Below are 21,611 nucleotides of genomic sequence, written 5' to 3' on the forward strand. Positions count from 1 at the left end.
CAGGAACGAGGACACCATGAACACGACGATCAACCGGCGCGTGGCCGTCGCGGCGCTCGCGACGGCGGTGCTGGCGGGGACCGCCACCCCCGCCATGGCCACCTCCACCGGGCAGGACCGCCCGGAGCTGCGCAAGGCGATGAACGCCTTCGTCGACGCCGGTTTCACCGGGATCCAGCTACGTGTGCGCGATCAGCGGGGCGACTGGGCCGCCGCCGCCGGGGTGCGCAAGCTGGGATCGGCCGCCGAGCCTCCGACCAACGGGGGCTTCTGGACGGGCAGCATCATCAAGACCTTCACCGCGACCATGGTGTTGCAACTGGTGGCGGAGGGCAGGATCGAGCTGGACAGCCCCGTCGCCGACTACCTGCCCGGCTACGGGCTGGACGAGCGGATCACCGTACGGATGCTGCTGCGCCACACCAGCGGGATCTTCAACTACACCGGCGAGTACAAGCCCGACGGGACGATGGACGAGCCGGGCATCCCCGCCAACGGAGACGAATGGGTGCCCCACCGGTTCAAGAGCTACAAGCCCGAGGAACTGGTACGGCTGGCGCTGTCCAAGAAGCCGCGCTTCGAACCCGGGACGCAGTGGAGCTACTCCAACACCAACTACACGGTGGCGCTGCTGATGATCGAAAAGATCACCGGCCACTCCTACGCCACCGAGCTGAAGCGGCGCATCACCGGCCCGCTCGGACTGCGGGACACCGTCGCGGCGGGCAACCGCACGACAGCACTGCCCGGGCCGCACGCCCACGGCTACTACCAGTACAAGGACAAGGTGATCGACCTCTCCCACCAGAACCTGTCCCTGCTGACCGGGGCCGGCGACCTGATCTCCACCACGCAGGACTTGACCACGTTCTTCTCCGCACTGAACGGCGGCAGGCTCCTGCCCGCCACGCTGCTGGCCGAGATGCGTACGGCGATCCCCACGCCGCTTCCCAAGCAGGACTACGGCCTCGGCATATGGGCGCAGGACCTGGGCCCCGGCTGCGGCACCGTCTACCAGCACAACGGCAGCCCACCGCACGGCTACGGGGCGCTGATGTACAGCTCGCCCGACGGCAGCAAGACCCTCACTGCCTCGGTGACCTGGCTGGACTCCGCCACCAGAGGTCCGGCGAAGGACTTCCTGACACTTGTGGACGCCCTCGTCAAGCAGGAGTTCTGCGACACATCGACCGGATAGGCACGGCCGGACGGGCCTGGTTCTGCCTTCTGAGGGGCGAGTGGCCGCAGGGGTGCTGGGGGATGCCGGCGGCGAAGTGCCGTAGGAGGCCGGCGATCGCCGTAGACAGCCGGACACAACACGAGAGGCCCGTCACCGCGTTTCCGCTGGTGACGGGCCTCTTCCCGCTGGTGCGGCAGGTACAAGGTTCGAACTTGCGTAGGCTGAGCCGACGGTTTCACAGTCCCGTCACAAGAAGCGTCTGACCTGCACCTATTCTCAGCATGAAGCGCTTCTGGGAACGCCCTGGGAACGATCATGGTGGAGAACGGGTCGCACGTACCAACGGCCTCACTCCTTGCTGGGCAGGACATACCCCGGCGTGAGCGCTGATGGATGAACAGCGGAACACTCCGAAGTGCGAGGGAGGGCCGGGCGAGTGGCTGCCGGTCGCGGTCGTTGAGTGACTCACCCCCCACGGGCGTGGGGAGGATGGCTGCCGGGTGCGAGCCGCCCAGGTACGGGAACCGGTCCAGGGTGTCGGCGTGCGGCGTCAGGCCCGTGGGCGGCGCCTCGTTCTTGGTGAGGAACGCGACGCAGATGTCGATGACGTCTTCCGTGAACGTCCTGCCGTTGGGGTACGAGGCCGGCTTGGACGGGTCGAAGTGCAGTACGTCCGGCAGGAGGCCGTGCTCCTCGATCGCCTCCTCTCAGGAGTAGCGCCGCCCGTGTGGCCCAGCAGGTGGACGAACTGGTCCGTCCACCTCTCCCGGTCGTTGACCGGCTCGCTGGCGTTGTACTCCACCTTCGTGTAGTCGTTGTTGAAGAAGCTGCTCATCGACGGATGCCCGGCCCGGTCCGCGTGGACGAGCTCGCCGTCGCGCAGGACGCTGCACCGGCCCTAGATCCGCAACTCCGGCCGGAGCGCCAGCTCCGCGGTCGGCAGTTCGACGGCCATGGAGAAGACGTTGGCCGTGTTGCCGCTGGTGTCGAAGAGGTTCTTGATGCCGTCGAAGTCGAAGAAGAAGGCGTCACTGCGGCTGCCGGCGGCGATCTTGTAGTCGCCGCTGCTGACCACGTTGGCCCGGGGGCCGAAGGAGACGGCAGCGCCCGACACGATCTTGGTGCCGACCGCCTCGGGACTGCGAGCCTCCGCACCGGTCGCCGGTGCAGGGCATCGGCGTTGGGGTTGGCGTTGAGGATGAGAACGGTCCTGCTCGCCTCGCCGGGCGCCTGAAAGGCGTACAGGTCGCACAGATCGAGCCGCTGGTCGCCGAGTGGTGGCCCAAGGCTGAGGCCGGTGAAGTGGTTCGACATGTCAGACCCTTCCATCGCTCGCCCGCCGGCCGGTCCGTGGCGGTGGGTGCATGAACCGTGTTTCTGCAGGTTAAGCGGTGAGTGAGTGCGGGATGGGGGTTCTGTCGCGGTGGGTCGCGGGAGCGGAGTCCGCCAGAGTCGGGATGCCCGTCGGAACTTCCACGGTCGGACAGGAGAGGTTGCCCGTTCGTGAGACACATGGGTCAAAAAAGGTTGGAACGGGGTTCATGGGGCAGAGGTGGCGTGGTTAGATAGGCCAGGCACCTGAGGCGTGACCGACCGTTACCCTGCGTAACGAAATCCGGCTCGGTGCCTTTGCTCTGGCATGAAGGAAGGGTGACGGCAGGAAACCCACGACCATCACTCACCGCATCTCTCGCGGGCGCCCGGGCTTTCGGCGTCCGGAGCACCAGGGTGCGTCCATTCGCCATTCCTCGCGTCGTGACCGCGGCGAACCCCGAACACCGTCAGCCGGTCCTGCGACGCATGGCCCACTTGGAGGATTTGTGACAATCTCGCCGTCCTACTATGACCAGGTCGGCGGCGCGCCGGCTGTTCGCGACGTCGTCGACCTTTTCTACATGCGAGTCCTCGACGACGCCGCCCTCAAGCCCTACTTCGCCGGCATCGACATGCCGAGGCTGAAGCGGCACATGGTGGTGCTGCTCTGCTCCGTCCTCGGCGGCCCCGAGCCGTACGAGGGCCGCGACCTGGCAGAGGCGCACCGCGGCATGGGCATCACCGCCGACCACTACGCGAAGGTCGGCGAGATCCTGCTCTCCGTGTTGCAGGGGGCCGGTGTGGGGGACGAGATCCTGCGGCACGTCGAGCTGACCTTGAACAAGGTGGAGTCGTCCATTGTGGCCGAGCCAGCAGAGACGGCCGACTGAGTGAACGCGCAAGCTCTCAAGGACAGCTGGCGCCTCGTCGCCCGGTCGGGCGACCAGGTGCCGCTGTTCTTCTACTCAGCCCTGTTCTTGATGAACCCGGAGACGAGGGACCTGTTCCCGGTGGCGATGGCGAGCCAGCGCGACCGGCTCGTCGGCGCGCTCGGGCGCATCGTCAGCAACGTCGACCGGGTGGAGGAGCTGGTCCCGTACCTGCAGCAGCTCGGCCAGGACCACCGCAAGTTCGCCGTCGTGACGGAGCACTACCCGGCCGTCGGCAGGGCGCTGCTCGCCACCCTGGAGCACTTCCTGGGCGACCGCTGGACGCCTGCCCTCGCCGAGGACTGGACGAAGGCGTACGGCCTGGTGGCCCAGGTGATGTCGGACGCGGCCGCGGACGCGTCCAAGACCACCCCGCCCTGGTGGCAAGGCGAGATCATCAGCCACGAGACCCCCGCCCTCGGCATCGCGGTGATCCGGGCCCGGCTGGACTACCAGTACGTCTTCCGTCCCGGCCAGTCGGCGTCGATCTCGCACCCCAGGCGGCCGCGCATCTGGCGTTTCTACTCCTTCGCCAACGCGCCGCGCCAGGACAACACGATCGACCTGCACGTACGCATGGTCGACGGCGGTGTGCTGAGCGCCGCCCTGGTCATGGGCGCGCGGCGCGGCGACGTACTGCGCGTGGGAGCGCCGGTCGGCGACAAGCTGAAGCTCTCCCCCGACATGCCCGGCGACCTGCTCCTCATCGCGGGCGGCACGGGTCTCGCGCCGCTGAAGGCACTGGTGGAACAGGTGATGTACGAGGGCCCGTCGCGGAAGGTCGACATCGTCGTCGGCGCCCGGACGTCCCGGGAGCTGTACAACCTCGATGCGCTGTCCAAGATGGCCGCGGAGCACCCCTGGCTGACCGTCGTCCCAGCCGTCTCCAACGACCCCTACTACCGTGGCGCCCGCGGCAACGCCGTGGACGTCGCGCTGCAGGCATGGCGTGGCCAGCAGGTGTTCGTCTGCGGCTCCACAGAGATGGCTCAGAGCACCGTCGGACGACTGCTGGACGCGGGCGTGCCCTCCGAGCAGATCCACTTCGACGAGTTCACGAGCGACAAAGGCGGGGAGTCATGACGGCAGAGATGTCTTGGGGAGATCACCCGGACCGCGAACGCCAGCCCCTCACCCCGGATCGGATACGCAAGCAGGAGTTCTCGCGCACACCACTCGGGCGCCGCGGCTACAGCGAGGACGAGGTGCGCTCGTTCCTGTACCGGGTCGCGGAAGACGTGGCGGCCGGCGACAAGGAGAAGGCGGACCTGCGGGCGTACATCGAACGGTTGAAGCAGTGGTACAAGGAGCACGGCATCAGCTCCGAGCCCGCCGTTCCCCAGCAGGCCCTGAGCGTCGATGCGATCAACATCCTCTCCCGCGCTCAGCAGACCGCCGACGTCCAGATCGCGGAGGCTGAGGACTACGCCCGGCGGATCCTCGGGGAGGCCCGCCAGCAGTACGAGATGATCCTGACGGAGGCGCAGCGGCAGGCGGAGGAGGCCGCCGACCAGGCGGTCGGCGCCTACCGCTCGCGCGGCGGCGAGCACGGTGCCGAGGCCGAGGAACTGGAGCGGCAGATCGCCTACCTGCGGACCTTCGCCGACGTCACCCGGGTGCAGCTCCGCGCGGTGCTGGCAGGGCTGGCTGAAGAGGTCGACAAGCTCGGCCATATCCCTGACCAGGACAACCAGGTCCTTCAGAGCTTCTCACACGCCCACCGCTGACCGGCTTACGACAGACTCCGGACGTGCCCTGGCGCGGTTGGCCGACCACCTTCCCGATGACATCACCGCGGGCGCCGGCTTCGCCGCCGAAGCCGGCGCCTGCGACCGTGCGTCCCGTCCTCGTCAATGGTGAACCCGGGATCGTGGCATGGGACGCGAACGGCAAGCCGGCGGGCGTCATGGCCTGCACCGTGGTCGATGGACGGATCGTCGAGATCCTGTCGGTGACCGACCCGGAACGCCTCGCGTCCATGGACCTCCCGGGACGACGTCCCGACTAAATTTGCTCCAGCACCCTCGTACCGAGGAAATCGGCCTGCTGAGACTGCGGAGAGAGCCTCTCAGCCTTGATGCACTCGTCGATGACGAGCACATGATCGCGTACGGCGGGCTCGGGCCGGCGCTGCGGCTGTCGAGGGCCGCACGGCCGAAACCGTCGTCTCCTGGCTGACCACACAGTCGGCCGCCTGGCGCGACCAGATCGAGGCGGTGGCGATCAACTCTCCCGACCCACCAGCGGGGGCACCGCGCCGCGCCAGCCTGTCATACACGGATGGTGACCAAGGAGGGTGCATGCACGATGGCGGTAACCGCCCCAACCCTTCAACCGAAGCCCTCACCCCACACCGTCGACCGCCGTACGGCATGCCGACGCCGCGGTTGCTGCCGATCTTGACGGCGATCAGCCCGATCGCGGCCGCCAGTCTGATGCCGCCGACGTAACCGATGATCTGTACGCGACCGCGGGCAGTCAGGTCGCGTCGGTCCTCCACCGCCGGCCAGTGCGAGGAAAGGCCTTCGGGGTAAGAAATGACCTCTGGGTTCCCGCGCGATCAGGATGGGAGAGGTGCGCCCCTCCTGGCCTGCGGCCTGGGAATGGTGATCACCGCTCGCGAGATGCAGGGCCTGTTCGGCCTGCCTTGCCTCAGTCTCACCTGACCCTGCTCGGTTCGCACGTCAGGGACAAGGTCCGGCGAGACAGTCCAGGTCAGCACTGCCGCCCGCCGATCGTCGGAGGTGGAAACGCGCCTCCCTGACAACATCAAGCAAGACGACGGAACTTCGGCGTCTCACCCGAATTTGCGCATGTCAGGACGGCCTCCCGGAGGCAAGATCGAATGAGACAGGACATCTGGATGAGGGCGCACACCAGCGACGGGGGACGGTACCGGCGGTGCGGTCAGTAGGGGGATGCCGAGTTGGTCTCAGCCCAGAGCTTCTCGGCGTCGGAGCCTGCCGGAGGCGGCACGATCCCGTTGATCATCCAGAGGTCGTCACTGGTCTCATCGATGTGGAACTCCCAGTGCAGCTCTGCGTTCCGTTCGAGGTAGGGCTGCAGCATGCCCTTGACCCACTGGGCGGTCCGGCGCCGGCTCTCTCGATCGGCGCTGCGGCGGGCGATGTGGTCGATCACAACGCGGACCCCGACCGGGGCAGGCTCCCCACCGACGTAGAAATCCTCGGGCCGGGTCTGATGGAACAGCGTGACCACGTAGAACCGGGGCAGCCCGACCTGTTCGTAGTGGTCGGCGATGTTGGAGGCGAGTTGGTGCTTCTCCTTGTCGGTGAAGATTCCGGGCGTGTGAAAAACAGTCCACAGTGGCATCGCGGGTCAGTACTCCTTACGTGTTGGGATGCGACGTCAACGGGCGACCGAGAAGGTCAGGCGCTCCACGGGGCCGGACAGTGCCGCCTTGGTGGCGATTGTGACGTCGTCGGCGAGCACCTCCGTGGCCTGGGCCTCCAGGCCGTCGACGATCCGCGCGGCCACCTCGGCCGGCGTCGCCTTCGGCAGGTCGATGGCGGAGACCATTTCGGTGTCGATGAACCCCGCGTGAACGCCGACGACCTGGGTGTTCTGACGCGCTAGTTCGAGTCGGAGCGAGTTCGTGATGGACCACGCCGCCGCCTTGGACGCCCCGTAGGCGCCGGCGCCGGCCAGCCAGGACAGCACGGAGTGCATGTTCACCAGTGCGCCCCCACCGTTCGCGGCCAGGATCGGCGCGAACGCGCGTGCCATCCGCAGGGGTCCGAAGACGTTGACGTCGAACGTCACGGTGGCGCGCTCGAAGTCACCCGTCAGCAGCGGAGCCGGCAACAGGATGCCGGCATTGTTGAACACGATCTCGACGTCGGCGGTGACCTTCGCGAGGGCGGCGACCGACGCCGCCGAGCGGACCTCCAGCTCGGCGGTCACCACCTCTGGACGGTCGTCGACGTACGCCGAGCGCGCAGTCGAGTACACCTTTCGCGCCCCGCGCGCCAGCACCTCATCGACCAGCGCCGCGCCGAGTCCACGTCGGCCCCCGGTCACCACAACCACTCTGCCCGCTACTGCAACCACGGCACACTCCATCTGGATAACGACCTCGTTAGTGAGATGTAACCACGCAATGCTGGATAACGCAAACGTTAGTTACAATGGCGAGATGGCGATGAAGTTCGAGGAACGGCTGCGCGACCGAGATGCGTGGTCGATCGGCGACGGATGCTCGGCGGGGCGGGTGCTGGACCTGCTCAGCACCAAGACCGTGTTCCTGGTGGTCCGCGAATGCTTCTACGGCACAACCAGGTTTGACGACTTCGTGGCGCGGATTGGGACCTCGGCACCTGCGGTGTCTCGGGCACTCAAACAGCTGAAGGCCGCGGGTATCGTCGCGCCCGTTCTCTATCGGGAGCCGGGGAGCCGGGCCCGCGACGAGTACCGGCTGACCGAGGCCGGCCAGGACCTGCTGCCGGTGTTTCTGTCGCTGATGCAATGGGGCGACACGTACCTACAGGAAGGCCGCCCGCCTCTGTCGTTCGTCGAGACCGACACCGGCCGTCCGATACGGGTCCGCGTAACCGCCGACGCAGCGCCGGAGACGATGTGCGACGACATCGAGATCCGGGTGAACCCCGCCTGGTGGCGCGGCTAAGAGCTGTTTCTTAGATCAGATGCGAAGCCAGATGATCAGGGCGGCCAGAGTGACCGTGCCGAGGAAGATGTAGGCGCGTTTGTCGTAGCGGGTGGCCACGGCCCGGAAGTTCTTCAGCCGGTTGTTCCCCCGTTCCACGACGTTCCTGCCCTTGTGGCGTTCGGCGTCGAAGCCGGTGGGCCGCCCTCCGGTCGTGCCGCGCCGGCGGCGGTGGGCGCGTTGGTCACGCGGTTCGGGGATCGTGTGGCGGATCTTGCGGCGGCGCAGGTAGACGCGGTTGGCGCGGGAGGAGTACGCCTTGTCCGCGGCCAGGCCGGCGGGCCGGGTGCGCGGGCGGCCCGGCCCCCGCCGGGGGACGCGGATGGTCTCCAGCACCCGCCGGAACTGCGGGCTGTCACCGTACTGGCCTGGCGTCAGCACCAGTGACAACACCCGGCAGCGGCCGTCTGCGACAGATGAATCTTCGTGGTGAACCGACCGCGGGAACGTCCTAGGCACTCCCCAGTCTGACCACCTCCGCCAGCCGGGCGGCCAGCGTGGCCAGCACCGGATCGCCCCGGTTTGCCCTGGCGGCTTCCCCCTTTTGCTGCCCACTCGCCGTTGGCGGGGACGGTGGTGCCGGTGAGGGTGGGGTGGGGGGCGCGCCGGCGGCGTGCTGGTGCGCCCGCACGGTGGTGGAGTCCACGGAGATGTCCCAGTCGATGCGGCCCTCGGCGTCCTGCTCGGCCTGGATAGCGGCCAGCAGCAGCTGCCAGGCGCCATCGGCCGACCAGCGGCGGTGCCGTTTGTAGACCGTGATCCAGGGACCGAATCGCTCGGGCAGGTCACGCCAGGGCAGCCCGGTGCGTGCCCGATACAACACGCCGTTGATCGTCCTGCGGTGGTCATTCCACCGGCCGCACCGCTGACCGCCTTCGGGCAGCAACGGCTGGAGGCGCTCCCACTCGGCGTTCGTTAAGTCACCTCGACCCATGAACCCATCGTGACGGTCCAGCCACACATGGTCAGCGGATCCAAGAAACAGCTCTTAAGCCATGACCTGACTGGGGCTCTTGATCGGCTCACCCCCACGGGCGTGGGGAGGACGTTTTAGGCCGCGCGGTAGGCGCGGCGGGTGTCGGCTCACCCCCACGTGGGGGTGAGCCGATCGTTCAGGCGCTTTTCAAGCCGCTCACGCCCTCTTCCCCACGCCGATGGGGGCGATCTAGCGCCCGCAGGGGCCGTTCAGAAATGGCGTCCCTCATTCCCTCCGTGGGGGTACCCACTCCCGGAAGCCAACGACACGTAGGCCCGCGCGTCGCCCCTCTTGATCGAATGGGACGCAATGGGAACGATCAACCGTAGTGCACCAGTGTCAGCCGTAGACGGTCGGACACAAAGCGAAGGCCCGTCACCGCGTTTCCGCTGGTGACGGGCCTCTTTCCGCTGGTGTGGCAGGTGCAAGGTTCGAACTTGCGTAGGCTGAGCCGACGGTTTTACAGTCCCGTCGCGATCAAGCCCTGAACTCGGCTTTTATAGCTATGTCACCATCTCGTACTAGTCATTGTCGAAGCGATTAGTCACCACGAACGTCGTACCGTCTAGAGCCTCACCGACCGGAGTCACGGCCCAGTCAGCCAGTTGCTGGACTCGCTTCCGACCGAGATTCAGCACCTCGATGAGTTCGGATGCGGTAGGCCGGGTTGCTCGAACGCAGTGCAGAATCGGCTCCCCAGTTGCGGAACCGTCCTCATCCTCTGGGTCATCAGGCACCCATTGCCCAATCTCCAACTGCCATGTCTCGACATCGTCACCGGGCATCGGGGCGAAGACGTTGAGGAAGTAGCGGTCCGACTCTTCCCATGGTTCGTAGTCGATGAAAAGAGAGCTGTCGATGACCAGGTTCGCCTGGTCGTTGTCAGATCGAGCGTGGGCCTCGTAGAGGACTCGCAGATTACCGACCGCCTGGCTCAGGTGCTCAGGAGAAGCGCCACCTTCTAGATGGTCCAGGCGGGAGCGTTCCTCTTCCATGCAGTGAGGCTTGCCCAAGTAGATGTTTCCGCGCCGGCTATCGAAAGTGACGAACGGATTCTCGAACTCACACAAGCGCGCGTTTCCGTCCTCCTCGGGATCGTGGTCCTTTGAAGCCTGCCTAATCAGCGCGCCGGCCTCTGCTTCGATCTCAGCTTTGACTGCGGTCTGAACGGGTGTGGGCACCGACGACATCGCAACGTCCAGATCGATCAGTGCCTCGTGGAGCAGCAGCTTCACGTACTCGTACCAGAGACTGTGTGTGCCCTCCAGCAGCCGCTCTCGCGCGTCCTGGTCGACAAGCGCGGCGAGGTGGTCAGCGGGGTAACACGCTACACGCACACCGCGCTCGTCCCACACAGCGATGGGGACGGAGGCATAGGCAGAGATTCTGTTGAGTGCGCTCACCAGAGGGATGGCAAGCGCAGTGCTCTCGACGCTCGTCACAGTCACCGACCGAACGCCCTCCAGGGCACGATAGGTGGCCAGGACCTGCATCTTTCCGCGATTCGCGTGCTGAGAGTAGATAGTCATCAGGGAACGCGTCCTTTCAGCCGAAGGGACGCGTCAGGCCCAATCGACTCAAGAAGAATTAGGTACTTGGCCGTACATGTCGGGACCAGCACCCCAAAAGTGTGTTGGCGGTAGCTCAGACTCGATTCCGAACCCCATGCCTGCTTCGACCATACTTTCCCATGATGACTGGGACAACCTGAACTTAATTCTTCGCTGATTCAAGACGCTCGACGCCACCACCGTTGTGAGGTCTGCGCTGTGCACGACGGCCAGACCGAGCATGGTCACCTCGGCCTGGGATCAAGACGGGAAGCCGGCCGCACGAAGATCTTCGCCACCTGGCCATCCGGCGACGCCAGCGTGCTCACGTCCTGGGTAAACCGCCATGTCTTGGGGAACGTGAGTGATCCCGTAGTACGACTTTCGCCGTTAAACGCCGACGATCTTGTCATGTTCGGTGCCATAGTTGCGCCCATGCCGCGAAGAGTGTCGCACGACGAGGCCGCAATTGAGATGCGAGCCGCAGGCGCGGAGCCCCTGGAGCCCTACCCTGGCGCTCACGTCCCTTGGCGGTGCCGATGTCTGGCCTGTGGCACGGAGATAGCGACCCGGCTCAAGACAGTGCGCAGAGGATGCCTGCCGTGTCGGATCTGCAGTGCAGCTGCACGCGGCGCGGCCAGGCGCGCCGATCCCGACAAGGCCGTGCACACGATGCTTGAGGCGGGCTTGCAGCCCTTGGAGCCCTATCCCGGTCACAACAAGTCGCCTTGGCGCTGCAGGTGTCTAACCTGCGGCAAGGAGATCACCCCGCGATACAACACTATCCAGCAGGGCGGCCGCGGATGTTGGGATTGCGGCAAGGTCCGCGGCGGCCTGGCCAACCGCCTCCCAGAAGAGGTCGCGCGAGCTGTGATGGCCCGTGCAGGCGCGATCCCGTTAGAACCGTACCGGGGAAACGACCAGCCATGGCGGTCACGCTGCACCAACTGTGCGCGCGAGATTACCCCCACGCTGCACAGCGTGCGTAACGGCGCAAACCCGTGTGCCTACTGCTCAGGTCAACGAGTCGACGTGAAGCAGGCCATCGCGGCGATGGAAGCCGCCCGGGTTCGCCCGCTCGTTGAGTTCCCTGGGTCTGACGCGGGCTGGAAATCCGAGTGCATGACTTGTGGAAAGGTCGTCAGCCCTCGGTACAGCAGTATCAAGGCGGGCCAGTCCGGCTGCAGATTCTGTGCTGGACGTGCCATCGATCTCGGTGACGCCATCGCCGTCATGCGACGCGCCGGTGTCGCCCCACAAGCTCCATGGCCGGGGCGGGCTGACCAGCCTTGGCAATGCCGGTGTTCCGCCTGCGGGCGCACCGTCTACCCCGCCTATAACAACGTCCGCCGAGGCCATGCTGCCTGCGGATACTGCGCTGGCTCCATTGTGGACCCCAAACTCGCGCTGCAAGTGATGCAGGCTGCCGATCTGGAGCCACTGACCCCGTACACAGGAGGTAAGCAGCCTTGGCCTTCTCGCTGCTTGAGATGTGGCAAGGTCGTCACCCCCACCTACACTGCAATCCGAGTCGGGCAAGGCGGCTGTCGCTCCTGCGCAAGATATGGATTTGACCCCGCTCTGCCTGCCATCGTCTATCTAGTCGTCTCCGCCGAATTCAACGCGATCAAGGTCGGTATTTCGAATCGTGGCGACAACCGACTCCATGAGCACCGCAGGGCTGGCTGGACACTGGCGATCATCGATGGACTATCTGGCCATTGGGCGACCGAAACGGGGGCACTGGCCGAAGCTGCCGAAAGAGAGGTACTTGCATGGTGGCGTGACGTCTTAGGTGCACCACCTGCGGTGACTCGGGATCAGATGCCACAGCGAGGCGCCAGCGAGACCGCCTCCCTCGACCTTGTTGACCCCCTGCAGACAGCACGCCGTATAGGTGACGCACTTAGTCGGCTCACATGAACGACAGCGCGGGGCACAAACACAAGGGCGGCAGGAAGCACTCAAGCACGGAGATGATCTTCTTCGTTCCTACCAATCGTGCCACCGTACGCCTCGCAGCCCTCGCCCCGCTTCTGCTCGTCGTTGTGTTACTGAGCCCTGCGTGGTTGATCTGCTGGGCTTTTCCCGCGGGTCGCCTCTTCCTACGAGACCTACTCCCTGAGTTGCGTGCGTGGACGACTGAGGTCCTCGGTGGGGCAAAGCCAGGTCAACCCTCCTGCCACGAACACTCTGGCCACCAGAGGCGTCGTGACCGCGCTTACGGCGCCTACAAGCTAGGCAACGAAAATACTTCCCCTGCTCGGCGCAGACGATCACGCCAGTCATGTCGCGGACGCGACGATCGTCCTTGAACTTTCGACAGGGGACTTGTCCCCCAGTAACAGTGAGCATTCGGGTCCACTGCGCTGCGCTTTCTCGTCACGCGCTCCCCATAAAGCGACGGTAGACCCGCCTCCGGGACGGACGCGCATAGATCGTCTGCCCGGATCGTCTCATCCGCCGTCGACCCGCCCGAAGGGGGAAGCCGGCCACGGCTACCGGGACACCTGGAACCCTGACCGGAGGAACAACCTCGGTCCGTAGCCATACTCCGCTCAGCATTATCCCGGGACGGCGATGGGGTGATCGGGCTTCCGCTTCAGCCAACTACGGTTGTTTGGCTGGAAGCTGCCATGAGTAGCATCCGGAACTGGGAAGTCCGTCAAGGCATGGATTAGATCCCCATCAAGTACGTGAGACACATGAAGCCGATGATGGCGAGGCCGATGCCCAACAGAATGATGCCTAATAGGCTGAGGGAGCCCCAAAAGAGCCATAGCCAAGCAGCCGTGACCACAAGCGCTAACAGCAGCCAAAGTCCAGCTCTGACTGATCCACCATATTCGCCTGAGACGATCAGCGCTAAAGCTCCGAGGAGGATGTAGAGGCCGATACCCCAAAGCACTAATCGCCCGAAGTCTTGGTCGGAGCCGAATAGCTGTAGCCGTTCGGCGAGGGCCGGGACGGCGACCGGGGCTTGCGCTTGCTCGGCGTTTGAAGGATCGCGAGACTCCCCTTCGCCCCACGGGGCTCTCTCGTCCCACTTCAAGAAGGTCATTACGGCGACCATGAACGCTGCGACCGTGGCTACTTCCGCGAAGATCGTTAACCGACTGCGCATCCTGTAATCGTCTGTTGGATGGATCTGTTCTGTCCAGACAGTGGGGGGATACGCCGCGATGGCGTGACACGAGCGTCAGTTGGTTCGGTTGGTTTCGGCGACGTGACGCGGGTCGGCCCGAGGCTTCGTCGTCTGAGACCAGCCTTCAGGCCGCACGCCAGGAAGCGAGCCCGACTGTTGAGGTTGGAGACACTGGGCGCACATGAGAGATAGGTGTTACCCGGCTGAGGGGCTATCACGTCCGGAAAGATCGCTCACAGGTAAGGAATACTCTCCGCCCCGGCTAGAGGATCTCATGAGATGTGCTGGCATGCTCATGATGAAGCTTACTGGTCGTTCACGCGGAGGGTTGGTTGAAGCCGACGAGAAAGTCTACGAAGGAAGTCTTGCGGGACCTGTCGCAACTATCGAACGCGGCAATTCATTCGACGACGGCCTTAGTTGGCAGCGTAGAAAAAGCGGCCACCAAAGATGACAAGAAGCGAGAAGAGAAAGGCTCTCAACAGTTACGGCGCAAGCGCGGCCTCCAGCCCGTGCCAAGCTTGGAATCTACGGATGCCATACCGTTGACCCCATGGGATGTACTGCATTGGCTCGCGCATGCGCTTTCGCTCTCTCGCCAAGGTGCTGGCCGCGGGCTAGCTGAACACTGGGGAAGCCTTAAGTATAGTCAAGCAATGGATCCAGCCTCCGGCGCCTACATCGAAGTATCCGAGGAAGGTAAAGGCATAAGCCGGCGCTACAAGCAACTCCAGTCGGAGGAGTTAGGGCAGGGCTTTGGCTTGGCTCTGGCCAAGCACATTCTAACACAGCGTCATCCAGATCGATGTGTATCGATCGTTAGCGCAGATGTCGTCTTACGCGCTGGGTGGCCAAAAAGGCCATCGGGATATCCTTACCAGCCCCACTTCTTCGCTGAAGTTTGGAAGCCAGGTGAGCCGTCGATCGTTGTCCCAGTGGCAACCAAGGGCAATCACAGTCACAGGGGAAGATACTCTAGTATTCAGCTCGTATCCTGTTCGGCCCACGTAGAGGCTATACACGTCGGACCGAGGGATCAAACCCCCTGCCTGATCTTCAGCACAGAGCTGCCAGCCGAAGGCCCGGTCATGATTTACGCGCTCCATGCACAGGGCAAGGACGGTTGGCTGGATAGCTTCCCCAAGGGTTCGTTACATAGCCTAGACAGCATCGCCAACAATGAGAACTTCTTGCCGGGAATTCAACCTACAATCAAAGGAGATGAAACTCCGGCGTCCGAGCCTGGCTTCCATGTGCCACTGAGAAATTATGCATGGTTCCAGCACGTCTTGGCGCGGACGGTGACGGCGGGCGTGACGGCCTTTGCCGGGGATGGCGACACCACCGCTCACTACTTAACGAGTCGCCAGGGGAGTCAGCGGTACAGCACCGGGTTTGCGCACGCCGCCATAGGAAGCGTTCAAGATGCGGAGCACAAGTTGCTCGATATTTCCTTTACCGGCACAGACCATGTCTTCCGGCTGAATAATAAGCGTGTGGAGGCATTCTCCGGAGTCGCAACCAACCTTTTTTCTCTCCTATCTCCAAGAGTCGCGGACGGAAAACTGGCACCAGGCAGAGTTGAGCAGTACCGCGAAGAAGTCTACTCCAGGCGCAAGTCTTGGCCCGAACAGGCGTGGGATGATAAGTGGAAAGGCCCTGTATCGATACATGAGGATGGAACCGTCCTAGCCATGCGCCTACTACCAGGGTAGATCACGCAGCTTCGGTCCGCACAATCCGCAGAATGGACACAACAAGGCGTCCAGGCAGGTCAGCCCCTTGCCGGGTGCAGCTGCCCAATGCGTCCAACTGCTCCGCAAAGTGCCGCACTATTCCGCAGAACCGCCGCCCACCGAGGATCACTCGCCGGGCGGCGCTTCCTCGATGAACAGTTCCACCTGGTCTCCACGCAGAACTTTGCGATGTTTCCGCGGCCCCGGTATCACTTCGAATACGGGCACACCCTCCGGCATCCCACCGAACTCTCGCAACTCTGCAGACGTAGCCAACTGTCGCCGTTCGTCTGGCGTTGGCATGTGTGTGATCACACGCGCCCCAGCCGGGACGGGGCACGGATCGCGAGTCGGTTCAACGGCCACCATCGACCCCCTCTTGCGAACCGTGGTGATCCGTCCCTCGGCGCGGAGGTGAGCCAGGGCGCCGCGTACGGTGTCGCGGCCCACCTCGTACATCTGTGAGAGCTGAGCTTCCGAGGGCAACCACGCTCCGGGCCGGTAGCGGCCGGGCCGCTACACCGGTACACCCAACCTCGACCTGTTCCTCAAAGGCCACGCCGGAGACCCGATCATCATCGACCGCCGAGGCCGCAGCGAACGCGTCGACCAAGCCGTCCTGACCATGGGCCTGGCCGTCCAGCCCGAGATCGTCTCCGACATCGCCACCATGCCCGGCTTCCGCGGCAAGGGCCTGCTCGGCCGCATCCTCTACAGCCTGCCGAAGTCCAACATCGGCTACCGCAACGTAGAAGCGCCCACCGTCCCGGAGCACATCGCCGCCCGCTACGACGCCAACCTGCAACGCCTCACCATCGACATGCACGACTGGCACGACCCCGCCCGCCTCGTCCTCGCACCCGACGCCGCCGACATCTTCACCGAACACCGCCGCACCACCGAACGCCGCCTCCGCCCGGACTCCGGCGACCTCGGCCACATCACCGACTGGGCAGGCAAGTTCGACGGGGCTGTGATGCGCATCGCCGGCCTCATCCACCTGGCCGGCCGCGTCGAAGACGGCTGGCGCCACCCGATCAGCGCCGACACCGTCAACGCCGCCATCACCATCGGCCAATACTTCGTCGCCCACGCCCTGGCCACCTTCGACGCCATGGGCGCCGACCCCGACCTCGAAGCCGCCCGCGTCGTCCACGCCTGGCTCCACCGCACCGCCACACCACGCTTCACCGTCCGCGAAGCCTTCACTGCCCTACCCCGCAACCGCTTCCGCAAGGTCACCGAACTAGAACCAGCCCTCGACCTGCTCGAACAACTCGGCTGGATCCGCCGCGAACCCGAACCACCCCGCACTGGCCCCGGCCGCCGCCCCTCACCCGCCTACGCCGTCCATCCGCGCCTCCACCAGCCCACCGCCTGACCGAGGAACCGCCGTTGAAGACAAACACCCGCACCGACGAAAAGCTCACCGTCGCCGAGGTCTGCGCCGAACTCAAGATTGCCCGCTCCACCTTCTACGACTGGCGCGCCAAGAAGCAGGGCCCGCGCTGCATCACCCTCGCCAACCGCGAACTCCGCATCCGCCGCTCCGAACTCGACCGCTGGCTGACCGAACGAGAGGACGCCGCCTGATGGCGAAGACCACCTACAGCGTCCGCTTTTGGGCGATCAAGACGTACAAGGGCACCAGGGTCACCACCCACACCGTACGCTGGATCGTGGACGGCCGCGAGTGGAAAGAACCCTTTCGCACCCTGGCCCACGCCGAAAGCTTCCGCGCCCAGCTCATGACAGCCGCCCGGCAAGGCGAGGCCTTCAGCGTCGCCACGGGCCGCCCTGTCTCCTGGCAGCGCGAGGAGACCACCCTCACCTGGTTCACCTTCACGCTCTCCTACGTTGAAGCCAAGTGGCGCTACGCCGCACCGAACCACCGCCGAGGCATCGCCGAGGCCCTCACCGACGCCACAGAGGCCCTCCTGACCAAACACGACGGCGGACCAGACACCGACACTCAACGCGCCGCCCTCCGCTGGGCCTACAGCGAGCGCCTACGCGGCGCAACAGAACCACCCGCCGAGCTGGCAGCCGCACTGCGCTGGCTCGAAGCCAACACGGTGTCCATGACCGCCTTCGAGGAACCAGGCAAGGGTGCCCTCCTCACACGCGGCATGCTCGACCGGATCAGCCAGACCAGAGACGGCAAGACCGCCGCCGCGAACACGTCGAACCGCAAGCGCATGAGCTTGAACAATGCCATGGAGTACGCCGTCGAGATCGGCGCCCTGGCCGCCAACCCGCTCAAAGCGGTGAAGTGGACCAAGCCCCGCACACTCACCAGCGTTGACCCACGCGTCGTCGTTGACCCACGCGTCGTCATCAACGTCGAACAAGTACGACGCTTCCTCGCCGCCGTCGAACGCCGGGGCGAACGAGGCCGACGCATGAAGGCGTTCTTCGCCTGCATGTACTTCGCAGCCCTACGCCCGGAAGAGGTAGTCGACCTGCGCCAAGAACACCTCGTTAGCCTTCCGGAGAGCGGTTGGGGAGAGATGCGCCTCACGCACGCCGAGCCTCGCGCCGGCAGCCGCTGGACCGACAGCGGGAAGGTACGCGAACGCCGCGCACTTAAGCACCGACCAGACGGCGAAACCCGATCAGTGCCCATCCACCCCGAACTCTGCGCGATGCTCCGCGCGCACATCCAAGAGTTCGGCACCGGCCCCGACGACCGCATCTTCCTCGGCCCACGGGGCGGCCTAATGACCGACCGCGCCTATCTCAAGGTCTTCCACGAAGCCCGCGCAGACGCCTTCACCACGGCAGAAGCGAAGTCACCCTTGATGGTCGTCCCCTACGACCTACGCCATGCCTGCGTCTCCACCTGGCTCAACGCCGGCGTCCCCGCACCCCAGGTCGCCGAATGGGCCGGCCACAGCGTCAACGTCCTACTACGCGTCTACGCCAAGTGCATCCACGGCCAACAGAGCGAGGCAATGCGACGCATCTGGGATGCCACCAAATCCTGAAGCCGTGACAAGTCTGTCCACACGATGCGCCACAAACTACGAGCCAACTCGTCACTTGGGTCCTCACGTTACGAGCTGGCGGGACTCGGCATCCAAAGCTTCAGGCATCTTCGTCGGCCACAATCGAGCCCTGCGATTCAGTAAGGTCATCCAATGCCTCGCGAGCCCGGATTGAAGCGACCCTATGTTCGGATTCTATGGCAAGTTGGTAACAGCGACGTGCTCCGTCGAAGTCACCTGTCTGGCGGAGCAGGTTCCCCAAGTTGACTGCCGCCGACGGCGCGAACTGCATATGCCCCGAAGTTATAACCATCCGTAGAATCCGCCGCGCGTTCTCAATGTCTCCCTTCTGTATATATAAGGTGCCCAGATTCAGCGCGGCCCCTAGACCGTGATGAGGGTGGCCAGAGTCATGAGCGCGTTCAAATGCCGCTTGCGCCTTTTCCGTCTCTCCCTCAAGCATATACATGATGCCTAGGTCGACAGATGCCCTCGGTGCAACTTCAGTGTGACCTGATTCAGCGGCGAACTGTAGGACTTCCTGCAACTTCTTCAGGTCTCCGTCCCGCCGGAGTAGCACGCCCATATTCATTGCTGCTAGTGGAGCAGCGTTAGCGTGGCCAGAGTCTATGGCCGCTTGGGAGACCGCACGCGCCTCTGCAATATTCCCCTCCTGCATGAGGAGTGCTCCAAGATTTGCTCTTGCTATCGGCGAGTAGTCGGGATGACCAGAATCAATGGCGAACTGAAGAGCACTCCGCGCCTCCAACGTGTTACCGCGCTGCAGGAGCAGGACGCCTAGCATCCCCGCCCCTCTTGAAGAAGCATCAGGATGACCGGACTCATAGGCATACTGGTAGGCCACCTGCGCTCCTTCCAGATCACCTAACTGCGCCAGCAGGTTCCCTTGATTGATCGCGGCCTTAGGCGCATGCTCGGGGTGGCCAGAATCTATTGCCATCTGATAGGCCGACCTTGCGCGCTCTAGGTCGCCCTCCTGCTTATGTAGGTTTCCAAGATTGACCGCAGCGCCTGGCGCATGATCAACATGGCCCGAGTCAATAGCTAACTGGAAGGTCATCCACGCACCTTCCACATCGCCTTCTTGCTTAAGCAGATTACCTAGGTTGACAGCTGCTTGTGGTACTGCATCAGGATGACCTGAGACCATGGCGAACCTGTAGGCCGCCTGCGCATCTCCTGGGCCGCCTTCCTGCTTGAGCAGATTGCCTAAGTTAACAGCAGCTGCAGGCATCGCATCGGGATGATCTGAATCAATAGCAACCTGATATGCCTCTTGGGCTCCGTCGATGTCGCCCTGCTGTAGCAGCATCGCTCCAAGATTGACGGCCGCCTGTGCGGCTTGGTCCCTGTCGGGACTTTCCATGGCTCTCCGAGCTGCTACGATGGCGTCGGGAATGCGATTACGCTGATATGCCGCATAGCTGATGGCGAAGGCGTCAGCAGGGGCAGCTAAACTGATCAGTTCAGGCCACAGTTCATCGGGAATTGGGCGGACCGGGTGATCCGCGAAAATACCTTCATCCGCAGATATGGCGTGATCTAATACTATCCATGCTGCATCATCCCCAGTAGACATGCCAACAGAAGTCGAGGGTGTAAGCAGGGCCACTTGAGATGCGACAGGCATAGTGGCCCACTGATGCAATCCATGCTGGTAAGCGGCTTCAGTGGCTCGCATTCCGGCTCGCACTCGCGGGAGGTATATCTCGAACAAATGCTTGAGCTCGGTTCCGGTGATAGGACGATCCAAGCCGGCGCGGCGGGCATCGATGGCGGCTTGGACTATGGCATAGCCAGCTGGGTTCTCGTCCTGACCAGCACGGTACCTGGCGATCAGCTCAGCACCTCCGACCAAGGTCTCCGCGATGCTGCCTCGGAACGTCTCATCGGGATACAGTTCTTGCGCCTGGGCAAGCTCGCTAGGACTGGGAGGACGGAAGGCGAGTTGGTGTCCATCGCCATTGTTGTGGGTGCGAGCAAGTGCGGCACGGGCGACGTTCGTGATGTCTTGCCCTGAAGACAGAGCCTGGCTGCGACGCTTGGCCGTCATCGTCGCTGCCAACACAGCGCGGTTCGTCACCACATCAAGAACGTTGACGGTCAGCGCCTCCAAGTCCGCGACCGTTAGGTCATCCAAATACACCAGGGCTGGACTGTCGGCAGTGAACGGGAGACCCGCCTGCACAAGCTCAGCAAGAGCCTGTCCACTGACTGGGATGAGAACCTCTGTGTGACTCGGTAGAGCTGCGAACAGAGCTTCTGCCAAAGTACGGGACTTGCCGGCCTTGGTAGCCCCCCACACGAGAACGAAAGGGTGAGGCAAACCAGGCGAACTCAGAACCGTCCGCAGCTCTTCATCGTCAGGACTGCGTTCAATGTAAGGCGCCCTGCCCTGGTGGGTATACCGAGTCGCGGTCGCCCCGAGTTGTTCCGCACTGACCTCCTCAAGGCGCGGGAGTTTCCCTGCGTGACCGTAGCTCAGCAAGGAGGAGACACGCTGGTCACTCTGGTCACGCTCCTCAGCTAGCCGCTGTAACTCCTCGTTGCGCCGACCGATCAGTGGCAGAGCAACAGAGAGAACTAAGCAAACCAGCACGACCAAGATCGCGAAAGTGATCATCGAATCGCGCTGCCCAGGCAGTTGCATCAACATCGTGGCGAGGGCTATGAGCCCTGCGTTGACGGCTGTAGCGGCGATGATCCATGTCTGCCGATGACGACGTACCCACAACGAGAGCCGGCGCAAGCTGCCGCTGGACGACTGCAAAGGTCCCATCAACGACCCCCTTAAGTCGTCTCCTGGCCGGGACACCATCATTTCGATGCCTGCGAGCGAGGTCCGACTGCCGCAGTTCGCCCTAGAACTTGGCCGCGTATTGGCCGTGGCGAGCCGTAGAACACCAGTGATCACCGTAGACGGCCGGACACAACGCGAGAAGCCCGTCACCGCGTTTCCGCTGGTGACGGGCCTCTTCCCGCTGGTGTGGCAGGTGCAAGGTTCGAACTTGCGTAGGCTGAGCCGACGGTTTTACAGGGCGTGACCGTTACGAGCGGTACGGGGCCATCTATCTGCGTGGTAGCCGTCT

General features: G+C 64.1%; 15 protein-coding genes and 3 pseudogenes. 10 read left to right on the top strand and 8 right to left on the bottom strand.

All coding sequences use genetic code 11. The features are described from left to right. The first annotated feature begins 16 nt into the window (after nt 1-16). A complete protein-coding gene (locus tag SMD20_RS27575) occupies nt 17-1,198 on the top strand; it encodes a serine hydrolase domain-containing protein (protein ID WP_329586495.1) in 1,182 nt (393 codons plus the stop codon). 880 nt (nt 1,199-2,078) lie between these two features. Here the strand turns inward: SMD20_RS27575 and SMD20_RS27580 are convergent. Beyond that, nucleotides 2,079-2,294 carry a hypothetical protein gene (locus SMD20_RS27580; RefSeq protein ID WP_329586498.1) on the bottom strand — a complete coding sequence of 72 codons (216 nt, stop codon included), beginning with the start codon at nt 2,292-2,294 and terminating at the stop codon, nt 2,079-2,081. Nucleotides 2,295-3,000: 706 nt separating this feature from the next. Here SMD20_RS27580 and SMD20_RS27585 point away from each other — a divergent pair. From SMD20_RS27585 to SMD20_RS27600, 4 genes are all read left to right on the top strand, one after another. Next, nucleotides 3,001-3,384 (top strand): group I truncated hemoglobin, encoded by a 384-nt coding sequence (locus SMD20_RS27585; RefSeq protein WP_329586500.1) that lies wholly within the window; start codon nt 3,001-3,003, stop codon nt 3,382-3,384. Continuing rightward, a complete protein-coding gene (locus SMD20_RS27590; RefSeq protein ID WP_329586503.1) occupies nt 3,385-4,506 on the top strand; it encodes a globin domain-containing protein in 1,122 nt (373 codons plus the stop codon). An 8-nt stretch (nt 4,507-4,514) separates the two neighbouring features. Next, nucleotides 4,515-5,150 (top strand): DivIVA domain-containing protein, encoded by a 636-nt coding sequence (locus tag SMD20_RS27595; protein ID WP_329586505.1) that lies wholly within the window; start codon nt 4,515-4,517, stop codon nt 5,148-5,150. A 143-nt stretch (nt 5,151-5,293) separates the two neighbouring features. Next, complete coding sequence (locus SMD20_RS27600; protein WP_329586508.1) at nt 5,294-5,431, top strand: hypothetical protein; 138 nt, start codon at nt 5,294-5,296, stop codon at nt 5,429-5,431. Nucleotides 5,432-6,330: 899 nt separating this feature from the next. On the opposite strand, the gene SMD20_RS27605 is transcribed toward SMD20_RS27600, so the two are convergent. Beyond that, entirely contained in the window at nt 6,331-6,756 is a 426-nt protein-coding gene (locus SMD20_RS27605; RefSeq protein WP_329586510.1) for a tautomerase family protein, read from the bottom strand. 36 nt (nt 6,757-6,792) lie between these two features. After that, nucleotides 6,793-7,506, bottom strand: coding sequence for an SDR family oxidoreductase (locus tag SMD20_RS27610; RefSeq protein WP_329586513.1), 714 nt, complete (start codon nt 7,504-7,506; stop codon nt 6,793-6,795). A gap of 73 nt (nt 7,507-7,579) precedes the next feature. On the opposite strand from SMD20_RS27610, the gene SMD20_RS27615 reads away from it, so the two are divergent. Beyond that, a complete protein-coding gene (locus SMD20_RS27615; protein ID WP_329586516.1) occupies nt 7,580-8,068 on the top strand; it encodes a winged helix-turn-helix transcriptional regulator in 489 nt (162 codons plus the stop codon). Between the two features lie 15 nt (nt 8,069-8,083). On the opposite strand, the pseudogene SMD20_RS27620 reads toward SMD20_RS27615, so the two are convergent. The 3 genes and pseudogenes from SMD20_RS27620 to SMD20_RS27630 form a co-directional block, all read right to left on the bottom strand. After that, a pseudogene (locus SMD20_RS27620) lies at nt 8,084-9,041 on the bottom strand (IS5 family transposase). Between the two features lie 563 nt (nt 9,042-9,604). After that, nucleotides 9,605-10,612, bottom strand: a complete 1,008-nt coding sequence (locus tag SMD20_RS27625; protein ID WP_329586519.1) for a hypothetical protein — start codon at nt 10,610-10,612, stop codon at nt 9,605-9,607. 2,698 nt (nt 10,613-13,310) lie between these two features. After that, nucleotides 13,311-13,757 carry a hypothetical protein gene (locus SMD20_RS27630; RefSeq protein WP_329586522.1) on the bottom strand — a complete coding sequence of 149 codons (447 nt, stop codon included), beginning with the start codon at nt 13,755-13,757 and terminating at the stop codon, nt 13,311-13,313. A gap of 677 nt (nt 13,758-14,434) precedes the next feature. On the opposite strand from SMD20_RS27630, the gene SMD20_RS27635 reads away from it, so the two are divergent. Further along, nucleotides 14,435-15,493, top strand: a complete 1,059-nt coding sequence (locus SMD20_RS27635) for a hypothetical protein (RefSeq protein ID WP_329586525.1) — start codon at nt 14,435-14,437, stop codon at nt 15,491-15,493. Between the two features lie 147 nt (nt 15,494-15,640). Here the strand turns inward: SMD20_RS27635 and SMD20_RS48395 are convergent. Further along, a pseudogene (locus SMD20_RS48395) lies at nt 15,641-16,012 on the bottom strand (GntR family transcriptional regulator); the annotation flags it as partial. Between the two features lie 25 nt (nt 16,013-16,037). Between SMD20_RS48395 and SMD20_RS27640 the strand changes: the two are divergent. The 3 genes and pseudogenes from SMD20_RS27640 to SMD20_RS27650 all read left to right on the top strand — a co-directional run. Beyond that, nucleotides 16,038-16,895 (top strand): annotated as a pseudogene (locus SMD20_RS27640) (DUF3987 domain-containing protein); the annotation flags it as partial. A 14-nt stretch (nt 16,896-16,909) separates the two neighbouring features. Continuing rightward, on the top strand, nt 16,910-17,107 hold the full coding sequence (locus SMD20_RS27645; RefSeq protein WP_319717887.1) for a helix-turn-helix transcriptional regulator: 198 nt from the start codon (nt 16,910-16,912) through the stop codon (nt 17,105-17,107). Beyond that, a complete protein-coding gene (locus SMD20_RS27650) occupies nt 17,107-18,501 on the top strand; it encodes a tyrosine-type recombinase/integrase (RefSeq protein ID WP_329586530.1) in 1,395 nt (464 codons plus the stop codon). Before SMD20_RS27645 ends, SMD20_RS27650 begins: the two co-directional genes overlap by 1 nt. 100 nt (nt 18,502-18,601) lie before the next feature. On the opposite strand, the gene SMD20_RS27655 is transcribed toward SMD20_RS27650, so the two are convergent. Beyond that, the gene (locus tag SMD20_RS27655) at nt 18,602-21,301 is read right to left on the bottom strand and encodes a tetratricopeptide repeat protein (protein ID WP_329586533.1); all 2,700 of its coding nucleotides are present in this window, start codon (nt 21,299-21,301) and stop codon (nt 18,602-18,604) included. Between the last annotated feature and the right edge of the window lie 310 nt (nt 21,302-21,611).

Origin of the sequence: Nonomuraea sp. LP-02, assembly GCF_036289125.1 — a bacterium.
GTDB lineage: Bacteria > Actinomycetota > Actinomycetes > Streptosporangiales > Streptosporangiaceae > Nonomuraea > Nonomuraea bangladeshensis.

Coding starts and splice junctions, on each gene's coding strand:
- SMD20_RS27635 (WP_329586525.1), top strand. CDS start 14,435: ATGGATCCAGCCTCCGGCGCCTACATCGAAGTATCCGAGGAAGGTAAA.
- SMD20_RS27595 (WP_329586505.1), top strand. CDS start 4,515: ATGTCTTGGGGAGATCACCCGGACCGCGAACGCCAGCCCCTCACCCCG.
- SMD20_RS27575 (WP_329586495.1), top strand. CDS start 17: ATGAACACGACGATCAACCGGCGCGTGGCCGTCGCGGCGCTCGCGACG.
- SMD20_RS27610 (WP_329586513.1), bottom strand. CDS start 7,506: ATGGAGTGTGCCGTGGTTGCAGTAGCGGGCAGAGTGGTTGTGGTGACC.
- SMD20_RS27650 (WP_329586530.1), top strand. CDS start 17,107: ATGGCGAAGACCACCTACAGCGTCCGCTTTTGGGCGATCAAGACGTAC.
- SMD20_RS27625 (WP_329586519.1), bottom strand. CDS start 10,612: ATGACTATCTACTCTCAGCACGCGAATCGCGGAAAGATGCAGGTCCTG.
- SMD20_RS27615 (WP_329586516.1), top strand. CDS start 7,580: ATGGCGATGAAGTTCGAGGAACGGCTGCGCGACCGAGATGCGTGGTCG.
- SMD20_RS27605 (WP_329586510.1), bottom strand. CDS start 6,756: ATGCCACTGTGGACTGTTTTTCACACGCCCGGAATCTTCACCGACAAG.
- SMD20_RS27630 (WP_329586522.1), bottom strand. CDS start 13,757: ATGCGCAGTCGGTTAACGATCTTCGCGGAAGTAGCCACGGTCGCAGCG.
- SMD20_RS27655 (WP_329586533.1), bottom strand. CDS start 21,301: ATGGGACCTTTGCAGTCGTCCAGCGGCAGCTTGCGCCGGCTCTCGTTG.